This window comes from Pseudonocardia sp. MH-G8 (assembly GCF_002262885.1).
GTDB lineage: Bacteria > Actinomycetota > Actinomycetes > Mycobacteriales > Pseudonocardiaceae > Pseudonocardia.
Genome location: NZ_NKYF01000001.1, coordinates 828,229 through 849,566 on the forward strand (window position 1 = coordinate 828,229; position 21,338 = coordinate 849,566).

A 21,338-nucleotide genomic window follows, 5' to 3' on the forward strand; every position below is an offset into this window, starting at 1 on the left:
CGGCCGGCCCGACCGCGCGCCCTGCTGACCCAACTCTACGGACAGGGTGTGGAGTTCCCGTTCGGGCCTCGAAATGTCCGGGATTCCCGGTTCGAGAGGGCCCCTAGCAGGACGGGACGGGCTGACCGGCGTTCAGCGCCTCGAGGGCCAGTACCGCGTCGTGCAGCGCGTTGACGCGGATGAGCTGCAGACCCGGGTTGGTCTCCACCGCCTCCGCGCAGTTCGCGTCCGGGACGAGGAAGACGGTGGCGCCCTCGTCGTGCGCGCGCCGCATCTTGAACGGGATCCCGTTGATCGGCGTGACCGTCCCGCCCGCGTCGATCGCACCGGTGCCCGCGACGAAACGGCCGCCCGTGAGCTCGCCGGGGGTGAGCTTGTCGACCACGGCCAGCGAGAACATCAGGCCCGCCGACGGTCCGCCGACGCCGCCGAGGCTGATCCGGATGTCGCCGTCGCGCAGGACGCCGCCGAGCACCACGCCGAGCAACCCTTGCGCGCCGTCCGGACGCGCCACCAGCGCGATGTCCCGCTCCTGCACCTCTGCCCCGCGCCGGAACTGCACCGTGACGACGTCGCCCGGCTGGGTGGTCGTCAGCACGTCGGAGACCTCGCGCACCGAGTCCATCGGCTGCTGCGCCACCGCGAGCAGTTCGTCGCCGGGCTGCAGGACGGCGGCGGCCGGGGTGTCGGGCACCAGGGCGGAGACGACCACCGTGGCGGGGATGTGCAACTCGGCGAGCGCGGCGGCCTCGGCGTTGGCCTCCGACGAGGAGAACTGGGCGGTGTTCTGCTGCTGGATCTCGTCGAGGGACATGTCCGACGGGAAGATCGGCTCACGCGGCACCACCTGGCTGTCCGACGCGGCCCAGAACCCGAGCGCCGCGAACATCGTCAACCGGTCCGTGACCGACACGGTCGTCATGTTCAGCTGGCCCGACGTCGGGTACGACGGCTGGCCCTCGACCGTGACGACGGGGTCGCCCTCGATGTCGCCGAGCGTGTCGTAGGTCGGGCCGGGCCCCAGCGCCACCATCGGCACCGGCAGCGTGGCGCCGAGCACCCCCAGGGCCAGCGCCAGCATGGCCGCGGAGGCGACGGTCCAGGTCCGGCGGTTCACGACCTCACAGCCTATGGGGCGTCTGCGTGGGGTCTGCGTACGGTGCCGGATTGCGACCGAGCGCGAACACGTGAGCAGGGCCGACCCGCGTACCGTGGACGCCATGAGTGACACCCCGTTCGGCTTCGGATCCGCCGACCGCGACCCCGACGACGAGCGGCGCCGCGATGCCGAGCGCCGCGGCGACGGGCCTGCCGACCCCTTCGGGTTCGGCAACATCCCCGGCATGCCCGGGGGTGGCTTCCCGGGGATGCCCGGGATGCCGGGCATGCCCGGTGGTGCCGGCGGTGCCGGTGGATTCGACGTCAACCAGCTCGGCCAGATGCTGACCCAGCTCGGCCAGATGCTCAGTCAGGCCCAGACGAGCGGCGACGGCCCGGTCAACTACGACCTCGCCGCGCAGATGGCCCGTCAGCGCCTCGCGACCACGACGTCATCGCTCACGGGCGCGCAGCGCGCGGCCGTCAGCGACGCGGTGAAGCTCGCCGAGCTGTGGCTCGACGCCGCCACCGACTTCCCGGCGGGCGCCACCGAGACCAAGGCGTGGTCGGCGAGCGAGTGGGTCGACGCCAGCCTGCCCACGTGGAAGCGGCTGTGCGACCCGGTGGCCCAGCGCGTGTCCAGCGCGTGGGTGGAGGCCATGCCCGAAGAGGTCCGCTCCGCGGCGGGCCCGATGATCGCGATGCTCGGCCAGATGGGCGGGCTCGCCTTCGGCAGCCAGCTCGGCAACGGCCTCGCCCAGCTCGCGGCCGAGGTCCTCGGCTCCACCGACATCGGCGTGCCCGTCGGGCCCGATCGCGTGGCCGCCCTGCTGCCGGAGAACGTCGAGAAGTTCACGAAGGACCTCGACCGCCCGTCCAGCGAAGTGATGATCTTCCTCGCCGCGCGCGAAGCCGCGCACCATCGCCTGTTCGCCCACGTGCCGTGGCTCAAGGAGCGGCTGCTGGGCACGGTCGAGGAGTACGCGCGCGGCATCCGCGTCGATTCCTCCCGCATCGAGGAGCTCGCCCGCGGCATCGACCCGTCCAACCCGGCCGCCATCGAGGAAGCGATGCAGTCGGGCATGTTCGAGCCCGAGACCACGCCGGAGCAGAAGGCCGCCCTCGCGCGGCTCGAGACCCTCCTCGCGCTGATCGAGGGCTGGGTCGACGCGGTCGTCGCCGACGCCGTCGGCGAGCGGCTCCCCGGCGCCGACGCGCTGCGCGAGACGCTGCGCCGTCGCCGTGGCGCAGGTGGCCCCGCCGAGCAGGCGTTCGCCACGGTCGTCGGGCTGGAGCTGCGGCCGCGCCGGCTGCGCGCGGCCGCTGAGCTGTGGAAGCTGCTCGGCGAGCAGCGCGGGGTCGCCGGCCGCGACGCGCTCTGGGCCCACCCGGACCTCGTCCCGTCCGCCGACGACCTCGACGATCCCACCGGGTTCGTCGGCCGCGCGGAGCTCGCCGACCCGATCGCCGAGCTGGAGAAGCTCGCCGGGGAGAAGGCCCCCGAGGAGGGCAGCGGCGCCGAGCGCTCCGAGCGCACGGACAAGACCGACGGTCCCGACGACACCGAGGGGCCTCAGCAGAGCTGAAAGCCGCACCTCGCCGCGATCACCGAACTGGCGGTCAGCCGGCGACCTCGGTCGGCTCGGCGGCTTCCGGCTCCTCGGCTTCCGGCTCGTCGCCGTCGGTGCCCGTCAGCCCGAGCCCGGCGGCCGCGGACAGGCCCTCGAGGTAGCCGATCGCGCGTTCGGCACGGGGGTAGCGCTGCACCCAGGCCCAGAAGCGCGCGTCGTGCCCGGACTCGAGCAGGTGCGTGAGCTCGTGCACCAGCACGTAGTCGACCACCCAGCCGGGCGCGTCCCGTAGCCGCTCGCTGATCCGGATGGTGGCATCAGCCGGCGTGCAGGACGCCCACCGCGTGCGCATCGGCGGCACCCACCGCACGGAGGTGGGCCGGGCCCGACCCTCCAGGTAGCGGCGCGAGAGCTCCAGGCAGCGCCGTTGCAGCGCGTCATCGCCTGCCCTGCCGGGGGAACGACGACGCGCCTCGCTGCGCTCCAGCCTGCGCACCATCTCGTCCACCCACCGGCGTTCCTCGGCATCGCTCATCCAGCCGGGGATGAACACGACCACCGTGTCGCCCTCGCGCCGGGCACTGACCATGCGCCGGCGGCGGTCACTGCGCCGGACCTCCACGACCGCGGGGTGCGCCATCGGGCCAGCCTAATGCCCCGTGCCGTTCCCACGTGGAGCCGGAAACCGTTCATCCCCAGGGGCTGTGGACAGTCGGAGCGGACCGACGGCCCACTGGTCGACGATCGAGCCATGACCCTGCCTCCAGCCCCGCTTCCGGACACGCTCCGGCTGCCGGCACACCGCTCCGTGCTCCGCCTCGCTCCCGGCTCCCGCCTGCTGGGCCTCGATCCCGCCTCGGCGCTCGCCGTCGACGACCTCCCGCACGCGCTCGCCGAGATGCTGGACGAGCTCGCCCGTCCGGTACCGACCGCGCAGCTCGTGGAGCGGGCCGTCGCGCGCGGCGCCGTCGCGGCCGAGGCGGAGGAGCTGTTGGGCGAGCTCGTCGCGGCCGGTGCCGTGATCGACGCCGCCGGAGCGGAGCGCCGCGAGCGGCGGCGGGCGGAGAGCACCGTGCTCGTCGTCGGGGGCGGGCCCCTCTCCGTCGGGGTGCTCCTCGGGCTCGCGGCGGCGGGCGTCGGCGCGGCGCACGTGAGCACCTCGGGCACCGTGCTCGCCGCCGACCTCGGCACGGGCTACGTCGACGCCGACCGCGGCCGTGCACGTGCCGGCGCCGCCGCAGCCGCGGTGGAGCGGCTGTTCCCGGGGGTCGCCACCGGGCCGCTGCCGCAGCGGGTCGTGCCCGATCTCGTCGTGCTGGCCGACGCGGCCGCGTCGGACCCGGTGCAGGTCGCCGCGCTGCACGCGGCGGGCACCGCACACCTGCCGGTACGGCTGCGCGACGGCTCCGGGATCATCGGGCCGCTGGTCCTGCCAGGGCGCACCACCTGCCTCGGTTGTCTGGAACTCGAACGGTGCGCCCGCGACCCGGGCTGGCCCACGGTGTCCGCGCAGCTGGTCGGCACGCCCGGACGCGCCGACCCCGCCTGCGTCGCCGCCACCGTCGGGCTCGCCACCGCGCAGGCGCTCGCCGCGCTCGACGCCGTCGCCTGCGCGGGAGCGGAGCCGGTGCCCTCCGTGGACGTCACCCTGGAACTCGACGTCGATCGAGGTGCGCTGACCCGGCGCGACTGGTCACCGCATCCCTCCTGCGGGTGCGGTGCGGCGCGCGGTGGGACGAGACACGGCGTAGCGACATGCGCGGAAGGTCGCGCTCGGGACACAATCGAGGGGTGAACGAGCTCACGAGCCGCAGCACCGTGGCCACCGCCGAGGTGACGACGTGACCGACATCCCCCGTCGGACGGCGGCTCGCACGGCGAAGCTCGCCAGCTTGCCGCTCGGCGTGGCCGGCCGTGCGGCTGCCGGGTGGAGCAGGCGCCTCGCGGGCGGTGACGGCGAGGAGATCTCGGCCCAGATGATGGCCAAGAGCGCCGAGCAGCTGTTCTCCGTGCTCGGCGAGCTCAAGGGCGGCGCGATGAAGTTCGGCCAGGCCCTCTCCGTGTTCGAGGCCGCCATCCCCGACGAGTACGCGGCACCGTTCCGCGAGTCGCTGGTGAAGCTGCAGTCCGCGGCACCTCCGATGCCCGGCACCGAGGTGCACCGCATGCTGGCCGAACAGTTCGGCCGCGGGTGGCGTGAGCGCTTCCGCGAGTTCGACGAGACCCCCGCGGCGGCGGCCAGCATCGGGCAGGTCCACCGCGCCACCTGGCGTGACGGCCGCGACGTCGCCGTGAAGGTGCAGTACCCCGGCGCGGACGAAGCGCTGCGCTCGGACCTGCGGCAGCTGTCGCGGATGAGCCGCATCATCCAGCCGCTCGTGCCCGGCCTGGAGATCAAGCCGCTGATCGCCGAGCTGCGCGAGCGCATGGAGGAGGAGCTCGACTACCGCGACGAGGCCGCGCACCAGCGGGCCTTCGCCGCGGCGTACGACGGCGACGACAAGATCAAGGTCCCACGCGTGGTGGCGTCCGCGCCACGCGCGATGGTCACCGAGTGGGTCACCGGGCAGAGGCTCTCCGACGTCATCCGCAGCGGCGCCCAGGACGACCGCGACCGCACGGCAGCGCTGCTCGCCGAGTTCCACTACTCGGCGCCCGCGCGCGTCGGGCTGCTGCACGCCGATCCCCACCCCGGCAACTTCCAGATCCTCGATGACGGGCGCCTCATGGTCCTCGACTTCGGCGCGGTCGCCCGGCTCCCCGACGGCCTCCCGCGGCCGCTGTCGGTGATGGTGCGGCTCGCGCTGGAGGACGAGCCGGCCGCCCTGCTGGAGCTGCTGCGCAGCCACGGCTTCCTGCGGGCGGCCTCACCGCTGGCCGCCGAGGAGGCGGTCGAGTACCTCGCGCCGTTCACCGAGCCGCTGCGCACCGAGACGTTCCGGTTCAACCGGCGCTGGCTGCAGCGCCAGGCCGAGCGGGTGGGCGACCTGCGGCGGCCGGAGTTCCAGGTGGGCCGCGAGCTCAACCTGCCCCCGCAGTACCTGCTGGTGCACCGCGTCACGATGGGCACGCTCGGGGTGCTCTGCCAGCTCGACGCGGACGTCCCGCTGCGCGGCATCGTCCGGCACTGGCAGCCGTGGGTGTTCGACGCCGAGGACGAGTCCGCGGGGCGCCACGCCTGACGGCGCTCAGGCGGGGCGGTTGGTCCGGCAGCGCGCGGCGTGGCGCCGAGCTCGCGCATCGGCACGGCGGGCGGCGGGAGTCAGCTCGCGGTCAGGTACGCCACGACCATGTCGCCCAGCAGCTCCCGGTAGTGCTCGCGCCGCTGCGGATCCAACGGGTCGCGCTTGAAGATCGCTGTGAAGGTGTGCCGGTTGGCCGTGCGGAAGACGCAGAACGAGCTGATGACCAGGTGCACGTCGAGCGCGTCGACGTCGTCGCGGAACAGGCCGGCCGTCCGGCCCCGGTCCAGGATGCGGCCGAGCACGTCGAGGGCCGGGTTGGCGAGGCCGGACAGGATCGAGGACGTGGCGATGTGCTCCGCGCGGTGGATGTTCTCGATGCTCACCAGCCGGATGAAGTCCGGGTGGGCCTCGTGGTGGTCGAAGGTGAGCGCCGCGATGCTGCGGATGGCCTCGCGCGGCTCGAGGTGGTCGACGTCGAGCTCCTGCTCCAGCGCGCGGATGCCGGTGTACGCGCGCTCCAGGACCGCGACGTAGAGCCGCTCCTTGCTGCCGAAGTAGTAGTAGATCATCCGCTTCGTCGTGCTGGTTTTCGCGGCGATCTCGTCCACCCGGGCGCCCGCGTATCCCTGGTCGGAGAACTCCCGGGTGGCGACGTCGAGGATCTCCGCACGCGTGCGCTCGGCGTCGCGCTGCCGCTCGGGCGGCGGACCCTCGGGCACGGCTGCGGCCACGGGAGCCTCCTCGTTGGTGGTGGTCCCCGACTGTAGAACGCGGGCGACGGGCTTCCCCGGAGCGAGGCCGCGAGGTACAACTAACTAGCCAGTACGTTCACGTCCGCGGCGGAGGAGCTTCGATGCACGGGTCCGAGCGCCGGCTCGCCGAGCGGACCGCGATCGCCACGGTCTGCCTGTCCGGGACGCTGGAGGACAAGCTCGCCGCCGCGGCGGCCGCCGGATTCGACGGGGTGGAGGTGTTCGAGCCCGACCTCGTGGCCTCGCCGCTCTCCCCCGGCGAGGTCCGGGTGCGCTGTGCCGACCTGGGCCTGGCGATCGAGCTCTACCAGCCCTTCCGCGACCCCGACTCCACCGACCCGGACCGGTTCGCGGCCTCGCTGCGGCGCGCCGAGCGGAAGTTCGACGTGATGACGGCGCTGGGCGTCGACACCGTGCTGGTCTGCTCGTCGGTCTCCCCCGACGCCGTCACCGACGTCGACCGGCTGGCCGAGCAGCTGCACACCCTCGCAGAGCGGGCGGGCGCGCGCGGTCTGCGGCTGGCGTACGAGGCGCTCGCGTGGGGCACGTTCGTCAACACCTACGAGCGGTCGTGGGAGGTGGTCGCCCGCGCCGACCACCCGGCTCTCGGGCTGTGCCTCGACAGCTTCCACATCCTCTCCCGCGGCTCCGACCCGGCCGGCATCGCGGCGATCCCCGGCGAGAAGCTGTTCTTCCTGCAACTCGCCGATGCGCCGCACCTGTCGATGGATGTGCTGCAGTGGAGCCGTCACCACCGGTTGTTCCCCGGCCAGGGATCGTTCGACCTGCCCGCCTTCCTGGCCCCCGTCCTCGCGGCCGGCTACAGCGGACCGCTGTCGCTCGAGGTGTTCAACGACGTCTTCCGCCAGTCGGACCCGACCCGCACCGCGGTGGACGCCCGCCGGTCCCTGCTCGCACTGGCCGAGGCCGTCGCCGCGCGGGTTCCGGCCCTGGGCGCCGGCCCGGGGGCACCGCCGCCGCCGCGGTTGGGCGGGCACGCGTTCACCGAACTCGGAGTGGACGACGGGGGTGGCCCGCAGGTCGCGGCCGCGCTCGCCGCGCTCGGGTTCACCCGCACCGGCCACCACCGGAGCAAGCCGGTGGACCTGTGGGAGTGCGGCGACGCGCGGGTGCTGCTCAACACCACCGCGGACCACGCGGGCGCAGCGGCGATCACCGCGCTCGGGATCGAGTCGGCCGACCCGGTGGCCTCGGCGCGCCGGGCCGAGGCCCTCTGCGCGCCCGTGCTGAGACATCCGCACGCCGCCGACGAGGCCGACCTCGCGGCCGTCACGGCCCCGGACGGCACCGAGGTGTTCTTCTGCCGCACCGACACCACGTCCGGCTGGCGCACCGACTTCGCCCCGACGGGCAGCGCGCCCGGGCCCGACCACGGGAACACGGGCCCCGCGATCACCTGTATCGACCACGTCGGGCTGACCCAGCCGTTCGACCACTTCGACGAGGCCGTGCTGTTCTACCGCTCGGTGCTCGGACTGCGGCCGGAGTCGGCCACCGAGGTCGCCCCCCCGTTCGGGTTGGTGCGCCACCGCGGTGTGCGCGACGCCGGCGTGCGGATCGCGCTGTCGGTGGCCCTGCTGCGGCGCGGGGAGTGGGCACCGGGGGTCGCGGCGCCGCAGTACGTGGCGTTCGCGACCGACGACGTGCTGGCAACGGCGCGGGCCGCGCGGGACGCGGGCGCTCCCCTGCTCGCGATCCCGGACAACTACTACGACGACCTCGATGCCCGGCTGGCCCCGGACCCCGCCCGGCTCGCCGCGATGCGCGAGCTCGGTGTGCTCTGCGACCGCGACGAGCACGGCGAGTACCTGCACGTCAGCACCGAGGTGCTCGGTGGACGCGTCTTCTTCCAGCTCGTGCAGCGGGTGGGGGCCTACGACGGCTACGGCACCGCCGACGCCCCCGTCCGGATGGCGGCGCACCGGCGGCTGCGATCGGTGCGTTCCCGACCTCGACGGCCGTGAGTGGATACGAGTGCCCGGGCACTCGTATCCACTCACGGACGGTTATGTCGGCCGGGCTGCGGCGCGGGCCCGCTCGGCACGCCGCTCGGCGTACCCGGCGAGCGACGCCCACCGGCGACCGGCGGTGAACTGCCGGGCCAGCGCATACTCCCGGGCTGCGGTCACCGCCTCTTGGTGTCGGGATCTCGCCAGTGCTTCGTGGAGCAACATCTCGATTCCTTCCCGGCCGTGCACGGCGGGTCGCGTCAGGGCGGCGGTGGTCGGTGTCGTGAAGTCGGTCATCGGTATCGGTCTCCTGAGTGGTGGGTCCTCGCGGGACCTACGGGTCGGGCGGTGCGGATCTGATCGACGGGATCAGGCGGACATGGCCGCGGCGTAGGCCCTGTCACGGGCCATGTCGGCCTTGCTCGGGCGGCCGCGAGGCCTCTTGCGCGGGATCACGGTCCCGCGCTCGAAGATCTCGCCGCCCCAGACTCCCCACGGCTCCTCCCGGCTCAACGCGCCGGCGAGGCACTCCGCCTTGATCGGGCAGCCCGTGCAGAGCGCCTTGGCCCGCTCCAGCTCTGCGGGAGCCTCGGCGAACCACAGGTCCGCGTCGTCGGATCGGCACGGCAGGTCCAGCCCGGCGCGGGGTGCCGCGTCGAGCAGGGACCCGAGCGCGGTGGCCTGGTCGCCTCCGAGCTCCTCGGATGTGATCGTTCCGCCGTCCAACGGAACTGATCGGACTAGCACTTCAACCTCCTGCGGTAGTGGTCGTGCAGGACAAACAAAAAAGGCCGCGGATCCCTGGTGGGGTCCGCGGCCTCGGTCTTCTGGCCTAGCTGTGAGGCGTCTAGAGATGACGACGCTCCTCTGCGGACACACCTGTGCTGTTATCAGTCCCGAGTCCCCCGGCGATGACGACGGACGAGCGCTGCTTCCACGCGCGCGCGTACGTCGGGACCACGGACTCCACGCGCGGGCGGGCGCCGCGGTCGGTGGCGACGGGGTTCGTCATCAGGGTCATCGGGGCACCCCCTTCGCGGGTGAGGTCGTGACTGGGAACGGGCTGGTGAGGTCCGTCGAGGAGCTACGTTAGAGACCCCGGGTCAGGCCGCACAACTGATTTATCAGAACTTCTCCGATCAACTACCCGACTCGGCGACGAGGCCGAGCACGGCCTCCCCGTACCGGTCGAGCTTGCGGGCCCCGATGCCCGGGATGCGCACGAGCGACGCGACGTCGGCCGGGCGGTGCTCGGCGATCGTGGTGAGGGTGGCGTCGGTGAAGATGACGTAGGCCGGTACCTGCTGTTGCCTGGCCTCGTCGGCGCGCCAGCCGCGCAGCCGGTCGAGCAGCTCGACGTCCACATCGGACGGGCAGTCGGTGCAGCGGCGCAGCTTCATCGCATCGGCACCGAGCAGCGGCGAGCCGCAGACGCGGCAGCGCGGCTTGGACGCACCCCGCCCGCCGTTCGCTATCCGCGAAGCGGGGTGCTCGTCGGGGATCAGGCCGTAGAGGAAACGGCTGCGCCTGCGCCGGCGCGGCCCGCCCGGCTGGCGCGACAGCGCCCAGGACAGCGAGAGGCGCCGCCGCGCCCGGGTGAGCCCGACGTAGAGCAGCCTGCGCTCCTCCTCGATCGCCTCGTCGTCGCCGTCGGCGTGCTGGATCGGCAGCGTGCCGTCGACCAGCCCGACCAGGAACACGACGTCCCACTCGAGGCCCTTCGCCGCGTGCAGCGACGCGAGCGTGACGCCCTGGACGGTGGGCGGATGGGATGCATCGGCGCGTGCCTCCAGCTCCGCGGCGAACCGGCGCAGGTCGGCGGCGGCCTCGACCGCCACGAGCTCCTCGGCCAGTTCGACGATCGCCAGCAGCGACTCCCACTGGGCCCGCTGCTGCGCGCCGGACGGCGGCTCCGCCGTGAGCCCGATCGGCGCGAGCACCGCGCGCACGGCGTCGACGAGCGGGGCGTCGACCGGGCCCGCTGACCGGATCGCGATCATCGCGCGGCGCACCTCGGGGCGCTGGAAGAACCGCTCGCCACCACGGACCTGGTAGGGCACGCCGACCTCGGTGAGCGCCTGCTCGTACACCTCGGACTGGGCGTTGATCCGGAACAGCACCGCGATCTCACTCGCCTGCGTGCCGTCGGCGATCATCCGCGCGATCTTCTTCGCGGCCGCGGCGGCTTCGGCCGGCTCGTCGTCGTGCTCGGTGAAATCGGGCTCCGGTCCGGGCGGGAGCTGGCCGATCAGCTTCAGCCTGCTGCCGGCCACGCGCCCGTGCGCGGCGCCGATCAGGGTGTTCGCGGCGGACACGACCTGCGGAGTGGAGCGGTAGTCGCGTTGCAGCCGCACGACGACGGCCTCCGGGAACCGGCGCGGGAACTCGAGCAGGTGGCGCGGGCTGGCACCGGCGAAGGTGTAGATCGTCTGGTTGGCGTCGCCGACGACGGTGAGGTCGTCGCGCTCGCCGAGCCACGCGTCGAGCACCCGCTGCTGCAACGCCGTGACGTCCTGGTACTCGTCGACGACGAAGCAGCGGTAGCGATCGCGGAACTCCTCGGCCACGCCCGTGTGCTCCTCGAGCGCCGCGGCCGTGTGCAGCAGGAGGTCGTCGAAGTCGAGCATCTCGGCGCGGTTCTTCAGCGCCTCGTACCCGGCGTAGACGGCCGCCACCTGCTCGGCCGGGCCCGGGGTGTCGCGGCGCAGCTTCGCGACCGCGGCCGGGTAGCCGTCGGGCGTCAGCAGGCTCGCCTTCGCCCACTCGATCTCGCCTGCGAGGTCGCGCAGCGACGCGGCGTCGGTGCCCGCCTTCGCGCGGACCGCCGCCTGCCCGACGATCCGCAGCTTGCCCTCCAGCAGCTGCCACTGCGGCCCGCCGACCACCCGCGGCCAGAAGTAGCGCAGCTGGCGCAGCGCCGCCGCGTGGAACGTGCGCGCCTGCACCCCCGGAATGCCCAGGCCCCGCAGCCGGGTGCGCATCTCACCGGCCGCGCGCGCGGTGAACGTGACCGCGAGTACCTGACCCGGCGCGACGTGCCCGGTGCCGGCCAGGTGCGCGATGCGCCGGGTGATCGTGCGCGTCTTCCCGGTGCCCGCCCCGGCCAGCACGCACACCGGCCCGCGCGGGGCGGTGACCGCGGCCAGCTGCTCGTCGTCCAGGCCGGATTCGAGGGTGGGCGCACTCACCACCCCATCCTGACACCAGGGGAAGACAGGATCGGCGGCGGTCGTTGAATCGTGCATGGCTCAGGTGACGATGTACTCCACGACGTGGTGCGGCTACTGCCGCCGGCTCAAGCTGCAGATGGACCAGGCCGGCATCGCGTACACGGAGGTGAACATCGAGCGTGACCCCGAGGCCGCGGCCTACGTCGAGAACGTCAACGGCGGCAACCAGACGGTCCCCACGCTCCGCTTCGAAGACGGCACGGCGCTGACGAACCCGCCCATGACGGCGGTGACGGAGAAGCTGGCATCCCTGGCAGCGTGACGGCACACACCGGGTAGGGACGGCACACAGCGCCGGCCCTGTCTGCGCCGGCCCTGTGTGCCGTCCCTACCGGTGTGCGGTCGTCAGAGGGCGGCCCAGCTGTCCAGCATCGACCTCGCGATGCTCACTCTCCCCGGGAGCAGCAGCGGGCGTTCCTGCTCCGGGCTCGCTCCCCAGTCGCCTGCTTCCAGTGCCCGCCGCAGGTCCGCGCGGGTCACCCACATCGCCTCGGCGATCTCGCCGTCCGCGGGGACGAGCGGGACCTGCGGGTCGGCCACCGCGGAGAAGCCGACCATCAGCGAGCGCGGGAACGGCCAGGCCTGGCTGCCGAGGTAGCGGACGTCGCCGACGCGCGCGCCGACCTCCTCGTGGATCTCGCGCAGCACGCAGGCCTCCAGCGACTCCCCCGCCTCCACGAACCCGGCGAGCACCGAGTAGCGGCCCTCGGGCCAGCTGGGCTGGCGGGCGAGGAGGACCTGGTCGGCGCCGTCGTGCACGAGGCAGATGATCGCCGGGTCCGTGCGGGGGTACTCCTCGTGGCCGTGGGCCTCGCAGACCCGGTGCCAGCCCGCGTTGCCGGGACGCATCGGCGAGCCGTCCCGCCCGCAGAAGCGCGCCGCGTCGTGCCAGTTCAGCACGGCCACGGCACCGGTGAGCAGCCCGGCGCCCAGAGCGTCGAGGGCGGCGCCTGCGGTGCGCAGGTCGGCCCACTCCCCCTGGTCCTCGCCGGCCTCGCGGCGCACCCCCCAGTACGCGACGCCCTCGGCCTCGCCGAGCAGCACCGCGTCGGCCGGAGGTGTGTCGCCGCTGGTCGGGCTGGTGCGCAGCCGCGCGCCGTCCTCGGTGACCGTGTCCCACGGCCCGGCCGGCGGCCCGGCGGCACCCCAGTCGACGGGGGTGCGGCCCTTGTCGTCGACGACGACGAGCCGCGCCGAGGGCCACTCCCGCAGCTGCCGGTCCACGTCGAGGCGCAGCGGCTCGTCGCGCAGCACCGCGGAGCGGGACAGCACCGGCGGTGCGATCAGCGGGAAGCTCACGAGTCGCTGATCCCACCCAGTGCCCGCACCCGGGCGCCGATGACGTCCGCGTCGCCGACCACGACGCCGGTGAACGCCGTGGGCGCGAAGAACTCCAGCGCCGCCTCGGCCACCTGTTCGACCGTGACCGACTCCAGGCGGGCGGGGTGGGCGCGCAACCACTCGATCCCGAGCCCGTCGGCGGCCAGCGCCGACAGGGTGGACGCGAGCCCGCCCTGGTTGTCCAGCGAGATCAGCAGCGAGCCGACGGCGTAGGCGCGGGCCGCGTCGACCTCGGCGGCGGTGGGCGGCACCGCGGTGAGCCGGCCGAGCTCGTAGCGGGTCTCGAGCAGGGCGGCGGCGGTGACGTCGCTCGCCACGTCGGTCTCGACGCCCAGGACGGCACCGCCGGGCACGAACTCGACGCCGGAATGGGCGCCGTAGGTGTAGCCCTTGTCCTCGCGGACGTTCTCCATCCAGCGCGAGGAGAAGTAGCCGCCGAACACGAGGTTGGCAAGCTGCAGCGCCGCGTAGCGCGGGTCGTCGCGGCGCAGCGCGGGCGCCGAGAGCCGCAGCTGCGACTGCACCGAGCCGGGGCGGTGCACCAGCTGCAGGTCGCCCGGCGTGATCGGCGGCGGCGGGGACAGCTCACGAGCGGCAGCCGCGCCCGTCCAGCCCGCGACGGCCTTCTCGACCTGCGCGATGGCCGCAGCCGCGTCGATGTCGCCGACGAGCGTGAGGATCGATCCGCCCGGCACCAGTGCGGCGGCCTGCAGCGCCCGCACCTGCTCGGCGCTGACGGCGGCCACGTCCTCGCCGGTGGGCATCTCGCGGGTGATCGGGTGGTCGCCGAACCGCTTGCGCTGCAGCGCCTCGCGCGCCACCGTGCGCGGCTGCGCGCGCGCCACGCTGATCCGCTCGACGAGCCGGTCCCGCTCCCGGGCCACCTCCCCGTCGGGGTGCGTGGCCGCGGTGAGCACGTCGGCGAGCACGGCGAGCAGGTCGGGCAGGCCGTCGGCCAGGCCCGACCCGCCGATCTGCAGCCGCTCGGGGTCGACGCTCACGCCGAGGTCGGCGCCCACCGCGGCGAGCTCGTCGTCGATCTCGATGCGGTCGCGGACCGCGGTGCCGGTGAGCAGCGTGGACGCCAGCAGCTCCGCGACGGCCGGGTGCTCCGGTGCGTCACCGGCGAAGGGCACGCGCAGCCGCAGCTCCACCATCGGCACACCGGGCCGGTGGGCGGCGAGCACTCGCAGCCCGTTGGCCAGGGTGCGCTCCTCGACGTCGGGCAGCGGCACGGCGCGGGTGGCACCGAGCGGCGGCAGCGGGCGCGGGCCCGCCGCCGTGCGGCCGATCTCCTCCGCGCTGCGATGGGTCGCTTCTGTCGTCGTGGTGCTCATTCGCCCTCCTTCGGCTCCACCAGCAGCACGCCGCGCCCGCCGGAGCGCAGCGCGGCCGCGGCCGCGCGCACCTGCTCGGGGGTGACGGCGGCGAGCCGGTCGGGCAGTTCGACGCTGATCTCGGCGCGGCCGTAGAGCAGCTCGCGGGCGCCGAGGCCCAGCATGCGGTACATGACGCGGTCGTTCTCCTGGTGCAGTCCCGCCGACCAACGCGCCACCTGCCGCGACAGCTCGTCGGCGCTCGGCCCTTCCGCGGCGAGCTTGTCCAGCTCCTCGTCGACGGCGGCGAGCACGCGGTCCGGGTCGACCGCGCCCGGGTGCACCGCGGTGATCGTGAACGTGTCGGGGTCGCGCGCGTCCAGCGGGCCCATCAGCCCTGCGCTCGCGGAGATGTCGGTGACCAGCCCGTCGGTGTGCACGAGGCGCCGCTGCAGGCGCGCGGCCTCACCGTCGCCGAGCACCGAGCCGAGGAGGGCGTGGCCGAGGTAGGCATCGAGGTCCGCGGCCGGGTCGGGCATCCGGTAGCCGACGGCGAGCGCGGGCAACGGGGCGTGCGCGTCGGGCACCGACTCGCGCCGCTCGCCGCTGGGCAGCGGCTCGCCGAACGAGGGCCGCACGGGCGCGGGACGGCTCGGGATGTCGCCGAAGTGCTTCTCGACCAGCCGCAGCGTCTCGTCGACGTCCAGAAACCCGGCCACCGTGACCTGCGCGTTGGCCGGGGCGTAGAAGGTGTCGAAGAAGGCCGCGGCATCCTCCAGGGATGCCTGCTCGAGCTCGGTGAAGTCGCCGTAGCCGTTGTGGGCGTTGGGGAAGGTGTCGTAGAGGACCGGCGGCAGCAGGATCCAGGGGAACCCGCCGTAGGGCCGGTTGAGGACGTTGAGCCGGATCTCCTCCTTCACCACGTCCACCTGGTTGCGCAGGTTCTCGGTCGTGAGCTTCGGCGCGCGGAGCCGGTCGGCCTCGAGGAACAGCGCCCGCTCCAGCGCCGCGGCCGGCAGCACCTGGAAGTAGTCGGTGTAGTCCTGGTGCGTCGAGCCGTTGAAGACACCACCCGAGCCCTGCACGTGGCGGAAGTGCGCCAGCTTCTCCAGGCTCTCGCTGCCCTGGAACATCAGGTGCTCGAACAGGTGCGCGAACCCGGTGCGGCCCTGGGGCTCGGAGCGGAAGCCGACGTCGACGTGCACCGCGACGCCGACGACGGGGGTGGCGGGATCCGGGACGATGAGGACCCGCAACCCGTTGGGCAACGTCGTCCGATGCAGTTCTGGGGCAGGCACGCCGCCGAATGTATCCCGTGGCGCCGCGGGCCCGCCGATGCCGCCGGGGGATTGCAGCAAAGCCACTTCCACGCAACCTGGTGGCAGGAAAGTGGCTTTGCTGCAACGAGGCCTCAGGCGGGCGGGAGGACCACGAACTGGCGCAGGCTCAGGTCCACGTACGTCACGGGCCCCCGCGGGCCGGGGGTGTGGTCGACGTTGATGCCGGTCTCGGGCAGGCCGAGCAGCTTGTAGCCGTCGAGCAGGCGCGTGGTGGTGTTCCAGAAGACGCCGGTGCCCGGGTAGGCGTCGATGAAGGACTCGGCGGCGCTGCGGTCGGTGGCGCAGACCGTGGCCGCGAGGCCCGACGTCTCGCGCGCGGCGGTGGCGGCGGCGTCCAGCGGCCCGTCCACCGGGGCGACCGTCACGTGCGCCTCGGCGCCGGCGTCGAGGGCCCACTCGTGGCCGAGGGCGTGGGTGTGCGGCGGCAGGCTCGGGGTGATCTCCCGCGCGCGCAGGGCCTCCTGCGCCACCGCCCACAGCCGGTCGTAGGCGGGCCGGTCGATCAGCAGCAGGTTCAGCCGGTTGCAGACGCCGAGGCGGTCGGTGCTCTCGGTGACCAGCCGGGTGACGTCGGCCGGGTCGGCGCTCGCGTCCAGGTAGAGCACGCCGCCGCCGTCGGCGTGGGCGAGGATCCGGGTGCCGGCGGTCGCCCCGAGCGCGGACAGCTTGCGCGTGACCTCACCGCTGCCGCGCACCACCACCAGCGGCACGAGGTCGGGCAGCCCGACCAGCGCCTCCGCGCCCGCGTGGCCGGGGGTCGGGACGAGCTGCACGGCGCCGGCCGGCACCCCGTGGCGCTCCAGCGCCGGGGCGATGACGAACTCGACGAGCGCCCGCGCCGAGCCGAGCGCGGCCGACCCGGTGCGCAGCACGGCGGCGCTGCGAGCCTTGAGCACCTGCGACGCGACGTCCACCGTGACGTTCGGACGGGCCTCGAACACCGCGCCGATCACGCCGACCGGCACCCGGCGCTCGTAGACGCGCTCCCCGCTCGGCAACGTCCTGACCTCGCGCTGGGCCGGCGGCTCCGGCGTGTCGGCGAGCACCTCGAGCTGCGTGGCCATGTCCGCGAGCCGCTCGGGCGTGAGCCGCAGGCGGTCGAGCAGGCCCTGTGCCATGCCGGCCCGCTCGGCGGCCTCGACGTCGGCGCCGTTGGCCGCGAGCAGCTCGCCCTCCCGCTCCCGCAGCAGCCCCGCGGCCGTGCGCAGCGCGGCGTCGACGGCGGGCCCGCCCGCGGCCCGCACCCCCGGCGCGGCGGCCGCGGCCCGCTGGGCGGCCTCCCGCACGGCGGCGGCGTCGGGGGTCTCGGGGGTGACGGCGGTGCTCGTGCTCACGGGAAGAGGTTGCCACGCGTTCCGCAGGCCCCGCTCCCCGGTTGGACGAACGGCTCATGATCGGCGTGTCGGCGCGTTCGCGGATGGAGTGAGCGTGTTGCCGAATCGGGGCCCGCGGCCGCGCGATGGTGATCGCTGCGAGAAGCACCAGACGGCGCCGCAACAACACCCACGCACTCCTCGCACCGATCACCCAGCCCTGATCGCTGCGAGAAGTACCTGACGTCGCCGCGACAGCACCCACGCACTCCTCGCACCGATCAACCGGCCCTGATCACCCCGACACGTACACCACCATCGCAACACCCGCCCCCAGGTGCTGATCAGATCGATCACCGCGCACCGCGCCCGACCGGCAGCGTCGAACACGGGCGGACGGTCGTGGTCGAAGATCGACCAACCACCATCTGCCCGTGATCGACGCAGCGCCCGCGCTGCGGGCCCGACCCATCCGGCAACAAGCTCCCCCTGCAGCCCATGTCCCAACCCCGCCCGATCATGGGGGCCATGCCTCGAACCGGCACCGATGATCATCGTGAGGCGGTGGATCGGGACCACCGCAAGGCGCGCGAGCACCCAGCAGCGACGGGCTCGTCCACAACAGGCCTGGGCCCGCGCCGGGAACGGCCGCCCACCCAACCCCGATATTCGGCAGTTCTGCCAACCCGGCCACCCCGCCGACAGGTGGGAACAGGGGAAACCCGGCCGACTACGCCGAAGACCAGGACCGGGGCGTGAGGCAATGGTCGCGAGCCGGGAACGGCCCGCCCACAGGAGATCCCACGACGACGTAGACGTGCGAGGGATTGGATCTTCCCCCAACTCCGCTCACGTCTACGTGGTCGTGCAACGGGCGCGGGACGCGGAACCTGGACGGCCACGTCCGCCACGAGCGAGACCTCAGCGGGGTTTGATCTCCAGCAGACCCCGCTCACGTCTCATTGATCATGCAACCGGCGCGGTACGGAACCCGAGGTGGCCGTGACCAGCGAAAATGGTGCGAGAGCGACAGATCGAGCGTGTGGCCGGCTCGGGCGTCGGATGCCCGATGGTGATCGCTGCGAGAAGCACCTGACGTCGCCGCGACAGCACCCCCGCACTACTCGGACCGATCACCCGGCCCTGATCACTCCGACAAGTAGGCCACCTGCCGGCGGACGCAGTCGGCGACGGCGGCACGCACCTCGTCCGGGTCGAGCGGCGCTCCCCCGCGCTCCCGCTTGGTGCGGGCGGCCGGCAACGGAGCCGGTCGCGGCAGGCTGCCGGTGTGCGTCGTGCGGATCCGGGACATGCGGACATCCCTCTCGGAACCGAGTTGACCTCAACCCGCGTGCAGGGAGCACGATCCTCCTCGTGACCGCACCCACCACCGTCCGCGCTGAGCTGTTCGGACCGGACCGTCGTGCCACGACGCTCGGGATCGTCCTGCTGATCAGCCTCATCGCGTTCGAGGCGATGGGGGTCGGCACGGCGATGCCCGCGCTCGTCGCCGACCTCGGCGGCGTCTCGCTCTACGCCCTGCCGTTCGTGTCGTTCATGGCGGCGTCGGTGTTCGGCACCGTGCTCGGCGGGCGCTGGTGCGACCGCGCCGGGCCCCGGGTGGCACTGGTGGCGGCACCGCTGCTGTTCGGGGTCGGGCTGCTCGTCGCCGGCACGGCCACGACCATGACCCAGCTGATCGTGGGGCGGGTGCTGCAGGGACTCGGCGCGGGCGCGCAGGGCGTCGCCGTCTACGTGCTGGTCGCGCTCGTCTACCCGGAACGGGCGCGGCCCGCCGTCTTCGCGCTGCTCTCGTCGGCGTGGGTCCTGCCGGCCCTGCTCGGGCCGCCCGTGTCCGGGGTGCTCACCGAGGCCGCCTCATGGCATTGGGTGTTCCTCGGGCTGATCCCGTTCGTGCTGGTGGCCGTCGGGCTGGTCGTGCCCGCGGTCCGCACGCTGGCGCGCCCGGACCCCGCCGGCGGGGCCGCTCAGCGACCCGGCGTCGTGCCCGCAGCGCTCGCCGCGGCGGTGGGGGTGGCCGCGCTGAGCTGGGCCTCCCAGGAGGCGACGCTGCTGGCCGCCGGGGTGGCCGCGGCCGCGATCGCGGTGCTGGTGCCGGCGTTGGCGCGGCTGCTACCGCCCGGGGTGTTCCGGCTGCGGTCGGGCATCCCGGCGGTGGTGGCGATGCGCGGCCTGCTCGCCTCCGTGTTCTTCACGGTCAACTCCTACGTGCCGCTGATGCTCAGCGCCACCCACGGGTGGTCGCTGGCCGCGGCGGGGATCCCGCTGATCGTCGGGGCGCTGAGCTGGTCGGCCGCGTCGGCGTGGCAGGGGCGCCACCCGGATCTGCCCCGACCGCAGCTGCTGCGCGCCGGGTTCGGCGCGCTCGCGGTCGGCACGGCGGGCATGCTGCTGGTCGCTCCGGCGTGGGGCCTGCCGTGGCTCGCCCTGCTGTTCTGGGCCGTGGCCGGGGCAGGCATGGGGCTGGGCTTCTCGTCGGTGAGCTTCCTGCTGCTGCAGCAGTCGGCGCAGAACGAGGTGGGCTTCCACTCGTCGGCCGCGCAGATCGCCGACCAGCTCGGCGGGGCCACCATGGTCGGGCTCGGCGGCGCGCTGCTGGCCCTGCTCGGACCGCCCGCCGTGGCGCTGCCGGTGCTCGTGGCCGGGCTGACGGCGCTGGCCGTGCTCGGCGTGGCGACCGCACGGCGCACGGCGGCCTGACCCGGCCGCCGGCGTCAGATCGGCTCGGCGAAGACGACCACGTTGTCCTCGTAGTGGCGGGTGCTGCGGTCGAAGGCACCGCCGCAGGTGATCAGCACCAGGCGCGCGGGGCCACCCGCGTCGAACACCTCCGGCGGAAGTTCGGCCTTCACGTACTGGCGGCGCGCCGTGACCCGGTAGGCGATGTCGCGCCCGTCGGCGCCGCGCAGGACGATCTCCTCCCCCGCGCCGACGTGACGCAGCACGGCCAGCGCGCCCAGACCGGCATCGCGGGAGTCGACGTGGCCGGCGACGACGGTGCTCCCGACCGTGCTGCCGGCGAGCGCGCTCGGCGACCACCAGCCCACGGTGGAGGGCGGCTCGGGAACCAGGAGCGCGCCGGCCGGGCCCGTCGTGACCGCGACGACCGGCGCCCGCACGTCCCGGGCCGGGAGGCTGAGCTCCACCGGAACGGTGCCCGCGGGGGGCGGAGGCTGCGACGGCGCCGGTTCTGCGAGCGAGAGCAGACGCGGGCCCTCCGTCTGCGCGAGCAGGCCATCGGTGCCCCGGGCACCCGGTCCGGTCGCGGCAGCCGAGGGCCCCGGTGCCGCGATCTCCGCGACGACCGGGGCCGGTCCGGGGGCGAAGAGGTTCACCCCCGCCAGCACGCACAGCGTGCCCGCAGCAACCAGTGCGTGTGTGACGCGGCGACCACTCGGGGTGGCGCGCCGGTCGGCGTCGCCCGTCAGGACGCGCGGCGGCGCCACCACAGCGCACCGGCGAGCAGGGCCGCGCCGACCCCGACCAGACCTGCGGCCGCCGGGGTGACGTCGGCACCGGCGGCCTGCCCGCCGCTGCCCGCATCGACGGCCTGCGGCGTTCCGGCGCCGGCCGAGCCCGCGGCCTGCTGGAGCTGCGCGTCGAGCGCGTCGAGCCGGGCCAGCGCATCACGCGCCGCGGCCTTCGCCTCCTCGGACGCACCGTCGTCGGCGAGCACGGCGTTCGCCGCGTCCCGCACCTCCTGCTGCATCTGCATCGCGGCGCGCAGCCACGCCGGGTCGAACTGGTCACCGCTGCGGGCGCTCAGGTCGGCGAGCACCGCCTGCTGGTCGGCCGTCGGCTCGGCCTCGAGCGTGCCGCCCGCGCTCTCGCGCATCTGGTCGAGCAGCGCCTGCCCGTCGGTGGCGAGCTGGCCTCCGAGGTCCTGCACGGGCTGACCCGTGCCCTTGTCCTGGCCCAGGCTGCCGAGTGCCGCGAGCGCCGCAGCGCCCTGCCCGGCCGCAGCGAGCGCTCCGCTGCCCTGCTGGTCGCCGCTGCCCTGCTGGCCACCGGCTTCCTGCGAGGCGGCGGGCGCGGGCGGGGCGGCGGGCGGCAACTGCGCCTCCTCTGGCGAGCCGCACCCGGACGCGCCGAACACGACACCGAGTACCGCGGTCACCGCCACCGCGTGCACGAAAACCTGTCGGATGGGACGCGTCCGCACGGCTCCTCCTTCGTCGACGACCTGCACCGTTGCGTTGAA

Annotated in this window: 19 protein-coding genes; 6 read left to right on the forward strand and 13 right to left on the reverse strand. The window is 74.1% G+C overall.

Annotation, left to right across the window (positions count from 1 at the left end):
• Positions 1 to 103 precede the first annotated feature (103 nt).
• On the reverse strand, positions 104 to 1,117 hold the full coding sequence (locus CFP66_RS03910; protein ID WP_094920383.1) for a PDZ domain-containing protein: 1,014 nt from the start codon (positions 1,115 to 1,117) through the stop codon (positions 104 to 106).
• A 103-nt stretch (positions 1,118 to 1,220) separates the two neighbouring features.
• Between CFP66_RS03910 and CFP66_RS03915 the strand changes: the two genes are divergently transcribed.
• Complete coding sequence (locus CFP66_RS03915) at positions 1,221 to 2,684, forward strand: zinc-dependent metalloprotease (RefSeq protein WP_094920385.1); 1,464 nt, start codon at positions 1,221 to 1,223, stop codon at positions 2,682 to 2,684.
• 34 nt (positions 2,685 to 2,718) lie between these two features.
• On the opposite strand, the gene CFP66_RS03920 is transcribed toward CFP66_RS03915, so the two are convergent.
• The gene (locus CFP66_RS03920) at positions 2,719 to 3,309 is read right to left on the reverse strand and encodes a M48 family metallopeptidase (protein WP_094920386.1); all 591 of its coding nucleotides are present in this window, start codon (positions 3,307 to 3,309) and stop codon (positions 2,719 to 2,721) included.
• Between the two features lie 111 nt (positions 3,310 to 3,420).
• Between CFP66_RS03920 and CFP66_RS03925 the strand changes: the two genes are divergently transcribed.
• Positions 3,421 to 4,464: a TOMM precursor leader peptide-binding protein gene (locus CFP66_RS03925; RefSeq protein ID WP_094920388.1), complete on the forward strand. Its 1,044-nt coding sequence runs from the start codon at positions 3,421 to 3,423 to the stop codon at positions 4,462 to 4,464.
• A 46-nt stretch (positions 4,465 to 4,510) separates the two neighbouring features.
• Positions 4,511 to 5,851: an AarF/ABC1/UbiB kinase family protein gene (locus tag CFP66_RS03930; protein ID WP_094920389.1), complete on the forward strand. Its 1,341-nt coding sequence runs from the start codon at positions 4,511 to 4,513 to the stop codon at positions 5,849 to 5,851.
• An 80-nt stretch (positions 5,852 to 5,931) separates the two neighbouring features.
• On the opposite strand, the gene CFP66_RS03935 is transcribed toward CFP66_RS03930, so the two are convergent.
• Positions 5,932 to 6,585: a TetR/AcrR family transcriptional regulator gene (locus CFP66_RS03935; RefSeq protein ID WP_198961229.1), complete on the reverse strand. Its 654-nt coding sequence runs from the start codon at positions 6,583 to 6,585 to the stop codon at positions 5,932 to 5,934.
• Positions 6,586 to 6,707: 122 nt separating this feature from the next.
• Here CFP66_RS03935 and CFP66_RS03940 point away from each other — a divergent pair, with 122 nt between their 5' ends.
• Positions 6,708 to 8,591, forward strand: a complete 1,884-nt coding sequence (locus CFP66_RS03940; RefSeq protein ID WP_094920391.1) for a bifunctional sugar phosphate isomerase/epimerase/4-hydroxyphenylpyruvate dioxygenase family protein — start codon at positions 6,708 to 6,710, stop codon at positions 8,589 to 8,591.
• A gap of 42 nt (positions 8,592 to 8,633) precedes the next feature.
• On the opposite strand, the gene CFP66_RS03945 is transcribed toward CFP66_RS03940, so the two are convergent.
• From CFP66_RS03945 to CFP66_RS03955, 3 genes are all read right to left on the reverse strand, one after another.
• Entirely contained in the window at positions 8,634 to 8,873 is a 240-nt protein-coding gene (locus tag CFP66_RS03945) for a hypothetical protein (protein ID WP_094920392.1), read from the reverse strand.
• 72 nt (positions 8,874 to 8,945) lie between these two features.
• Complete coding sequence (locus tag CFP66_RS03950) at positions 8,946 to 9,323, reverse strand: WhiB family transcriptional regulator (RefSeq protein WP_369804950.1); 378 nt, start codon at positions 9,321 to 9,323, stop codon at positions 8,946 to 8,948.
• Positions 9,324 to 9,715: 392 nt separating this feature from the next.
• Positions 9,716 to 11,821: an ATP-dependent DNA helicase UvrD2 gene (locus CFP66_RS03955; RefSeq protein WP_094920395.1), complete on the reverse strand. Its 2,106-nt coding sequence runs from the start codon at positions 11,819 to 11,821 to the stop codon at positions 9,716 to 9,718.
• Between CFP66_RS03955 and CFP66_RS03960 the strand changes: the two genes are divergently transcribed.
• Positions 11,820 to 12,068 carry a mycoredoxin gene (locus CFP66_RS03960; RefSeq protein WP_094920397.1) on the forward strand — a complete coding sequence of 83 codons (249 nt, stop codon included), beginning with the start codon at positions 11,820 to 11,822 and terminating at the stop codon, positions 12,066 to 12,068. The genes CFP66_RS03955 and CFP66_RS03960 overlap by 2 nt on opposite strands.
• A gap of 83 nt (positions 12,069 to 12,151) precedes the next feature.
• Here the strand turns inward: CFP66_RS03960 and nudC are convergent, their stop codons facing one another.
• The 5 genes from nudC to CFP66_RS48995 form a co-directional block, all read right to left on the reverse strand.
• Positions 12,152 to 13,105: an NAD(+) diphosphatase gene (gene nudC, locus CFP66_RS03965; protein WP_094920399.1), complete on the reverse strand. Its 954-nt coding sequence runs from the start codon at positions 13,103 to 13,105 to the stop codon at positions 12,152 to 12,154.
• A complete protein-coding gene (locus CFP66_RS03970; RefSeq protein WP_094920400.1) occupies positions 13,102 to 14,484 on the reverse strand; it encodes a pitrilysin family protein in 1,383 nt (460 codons plus the stop codon). Before CFP66_RS03970 ends, nudC begins: the two co-directional genes overlap by 4 nt.
• A complete protein-coding gene (locus CFP66_RS03975) occupies positions 14,481 to 15,761 on the reverse strand; it encodes a pitrilysin family protein (protein ID WP_094920402.1) in 1,281 nt (426 codons plus the stop codon). Before CFP66_RS03975 ends, CFP66_RS03970 begins: the two co-directional genes overlap by 4 nt.
• Positions 15,762 to 15,874: 113 nt before the next feature.
• On the reverse strand, positions 15,875 to 17,137 hold the full coding sequence (locus CFP66_RS03980) for an aldehyde dehydrogenase family protein (RefSeq protein ID WP_094920403.1): 1,263 nt from the start codon (positions 17,135 to 17,137) through the stop codon (positions 15,875 to 15,877).
• A gap of 1,126 nt (positions 17,138 to 18,263) precedes the next feature.
• Positions 18,264 to 18,428: a hypothetical protein gene (locus tag CFP66_RS48995; RefSeq protein ID WP_233159117.1), complete on the reverse strand. Its 165-nt coding sequence runs from the start codon at positions 18,426 to 18,428 to the stop codon at positions 18,264 to 18,266.
• A gap of 62 nt (positions 18,429 to 18,490) precedes the next feature.
• Between CFP66_RS48995 and CFP66_RS03985 the strand changes: the two genes are divergently transcribed.
• On the forward strand, positions 18,491 to 19,837 hold the full coding sequence (locus CFP66_RS03985) for an MFS transporter (protein ID WP_233159118.1): 1,347 nt from the start codon (positions 18,491 to 18,493) through the stop codon (positions 19,835 to 19,837).
• Positions 19,838 to 19,851: 14 nt separating this feature from the next.
• Here the strand turns inward: CFP66_RS03985 and CFP66_RS03990 are convergent, their stop codons facing one another.
• Both CFP66_RS03990 and CFP66_RS03995 read right to left on the reverse strand, forming a co-directional pair.
• Positions 19,852 to 20,583, reverse strand: coding sequence for a class F sortase (locus tag CFP66_RS03990; RefSeq protein ID WP_143517101.1), 732 nt, complete (start codon positions 20,581 to 20,583; stop codon positions 19,852 to 19,854).
• Complete coding sequence (locus CFP66_RS03995; RefSeq protein WP_158228019.1) at positions 20,562 to 21,299, reverse strand: DUF4142 domain-containing protein; 738 nt, start codon at positions 21,297 to 21,299, stop codon at positions 20,562 to 20,564. Before CFP66_RS03995 ends, CFP66_RS03990 begins: the two co-directional genes overlap by 22 nt.
• Positions 21,300 to 21,338 lie beyond the last annotated feature (39 nt).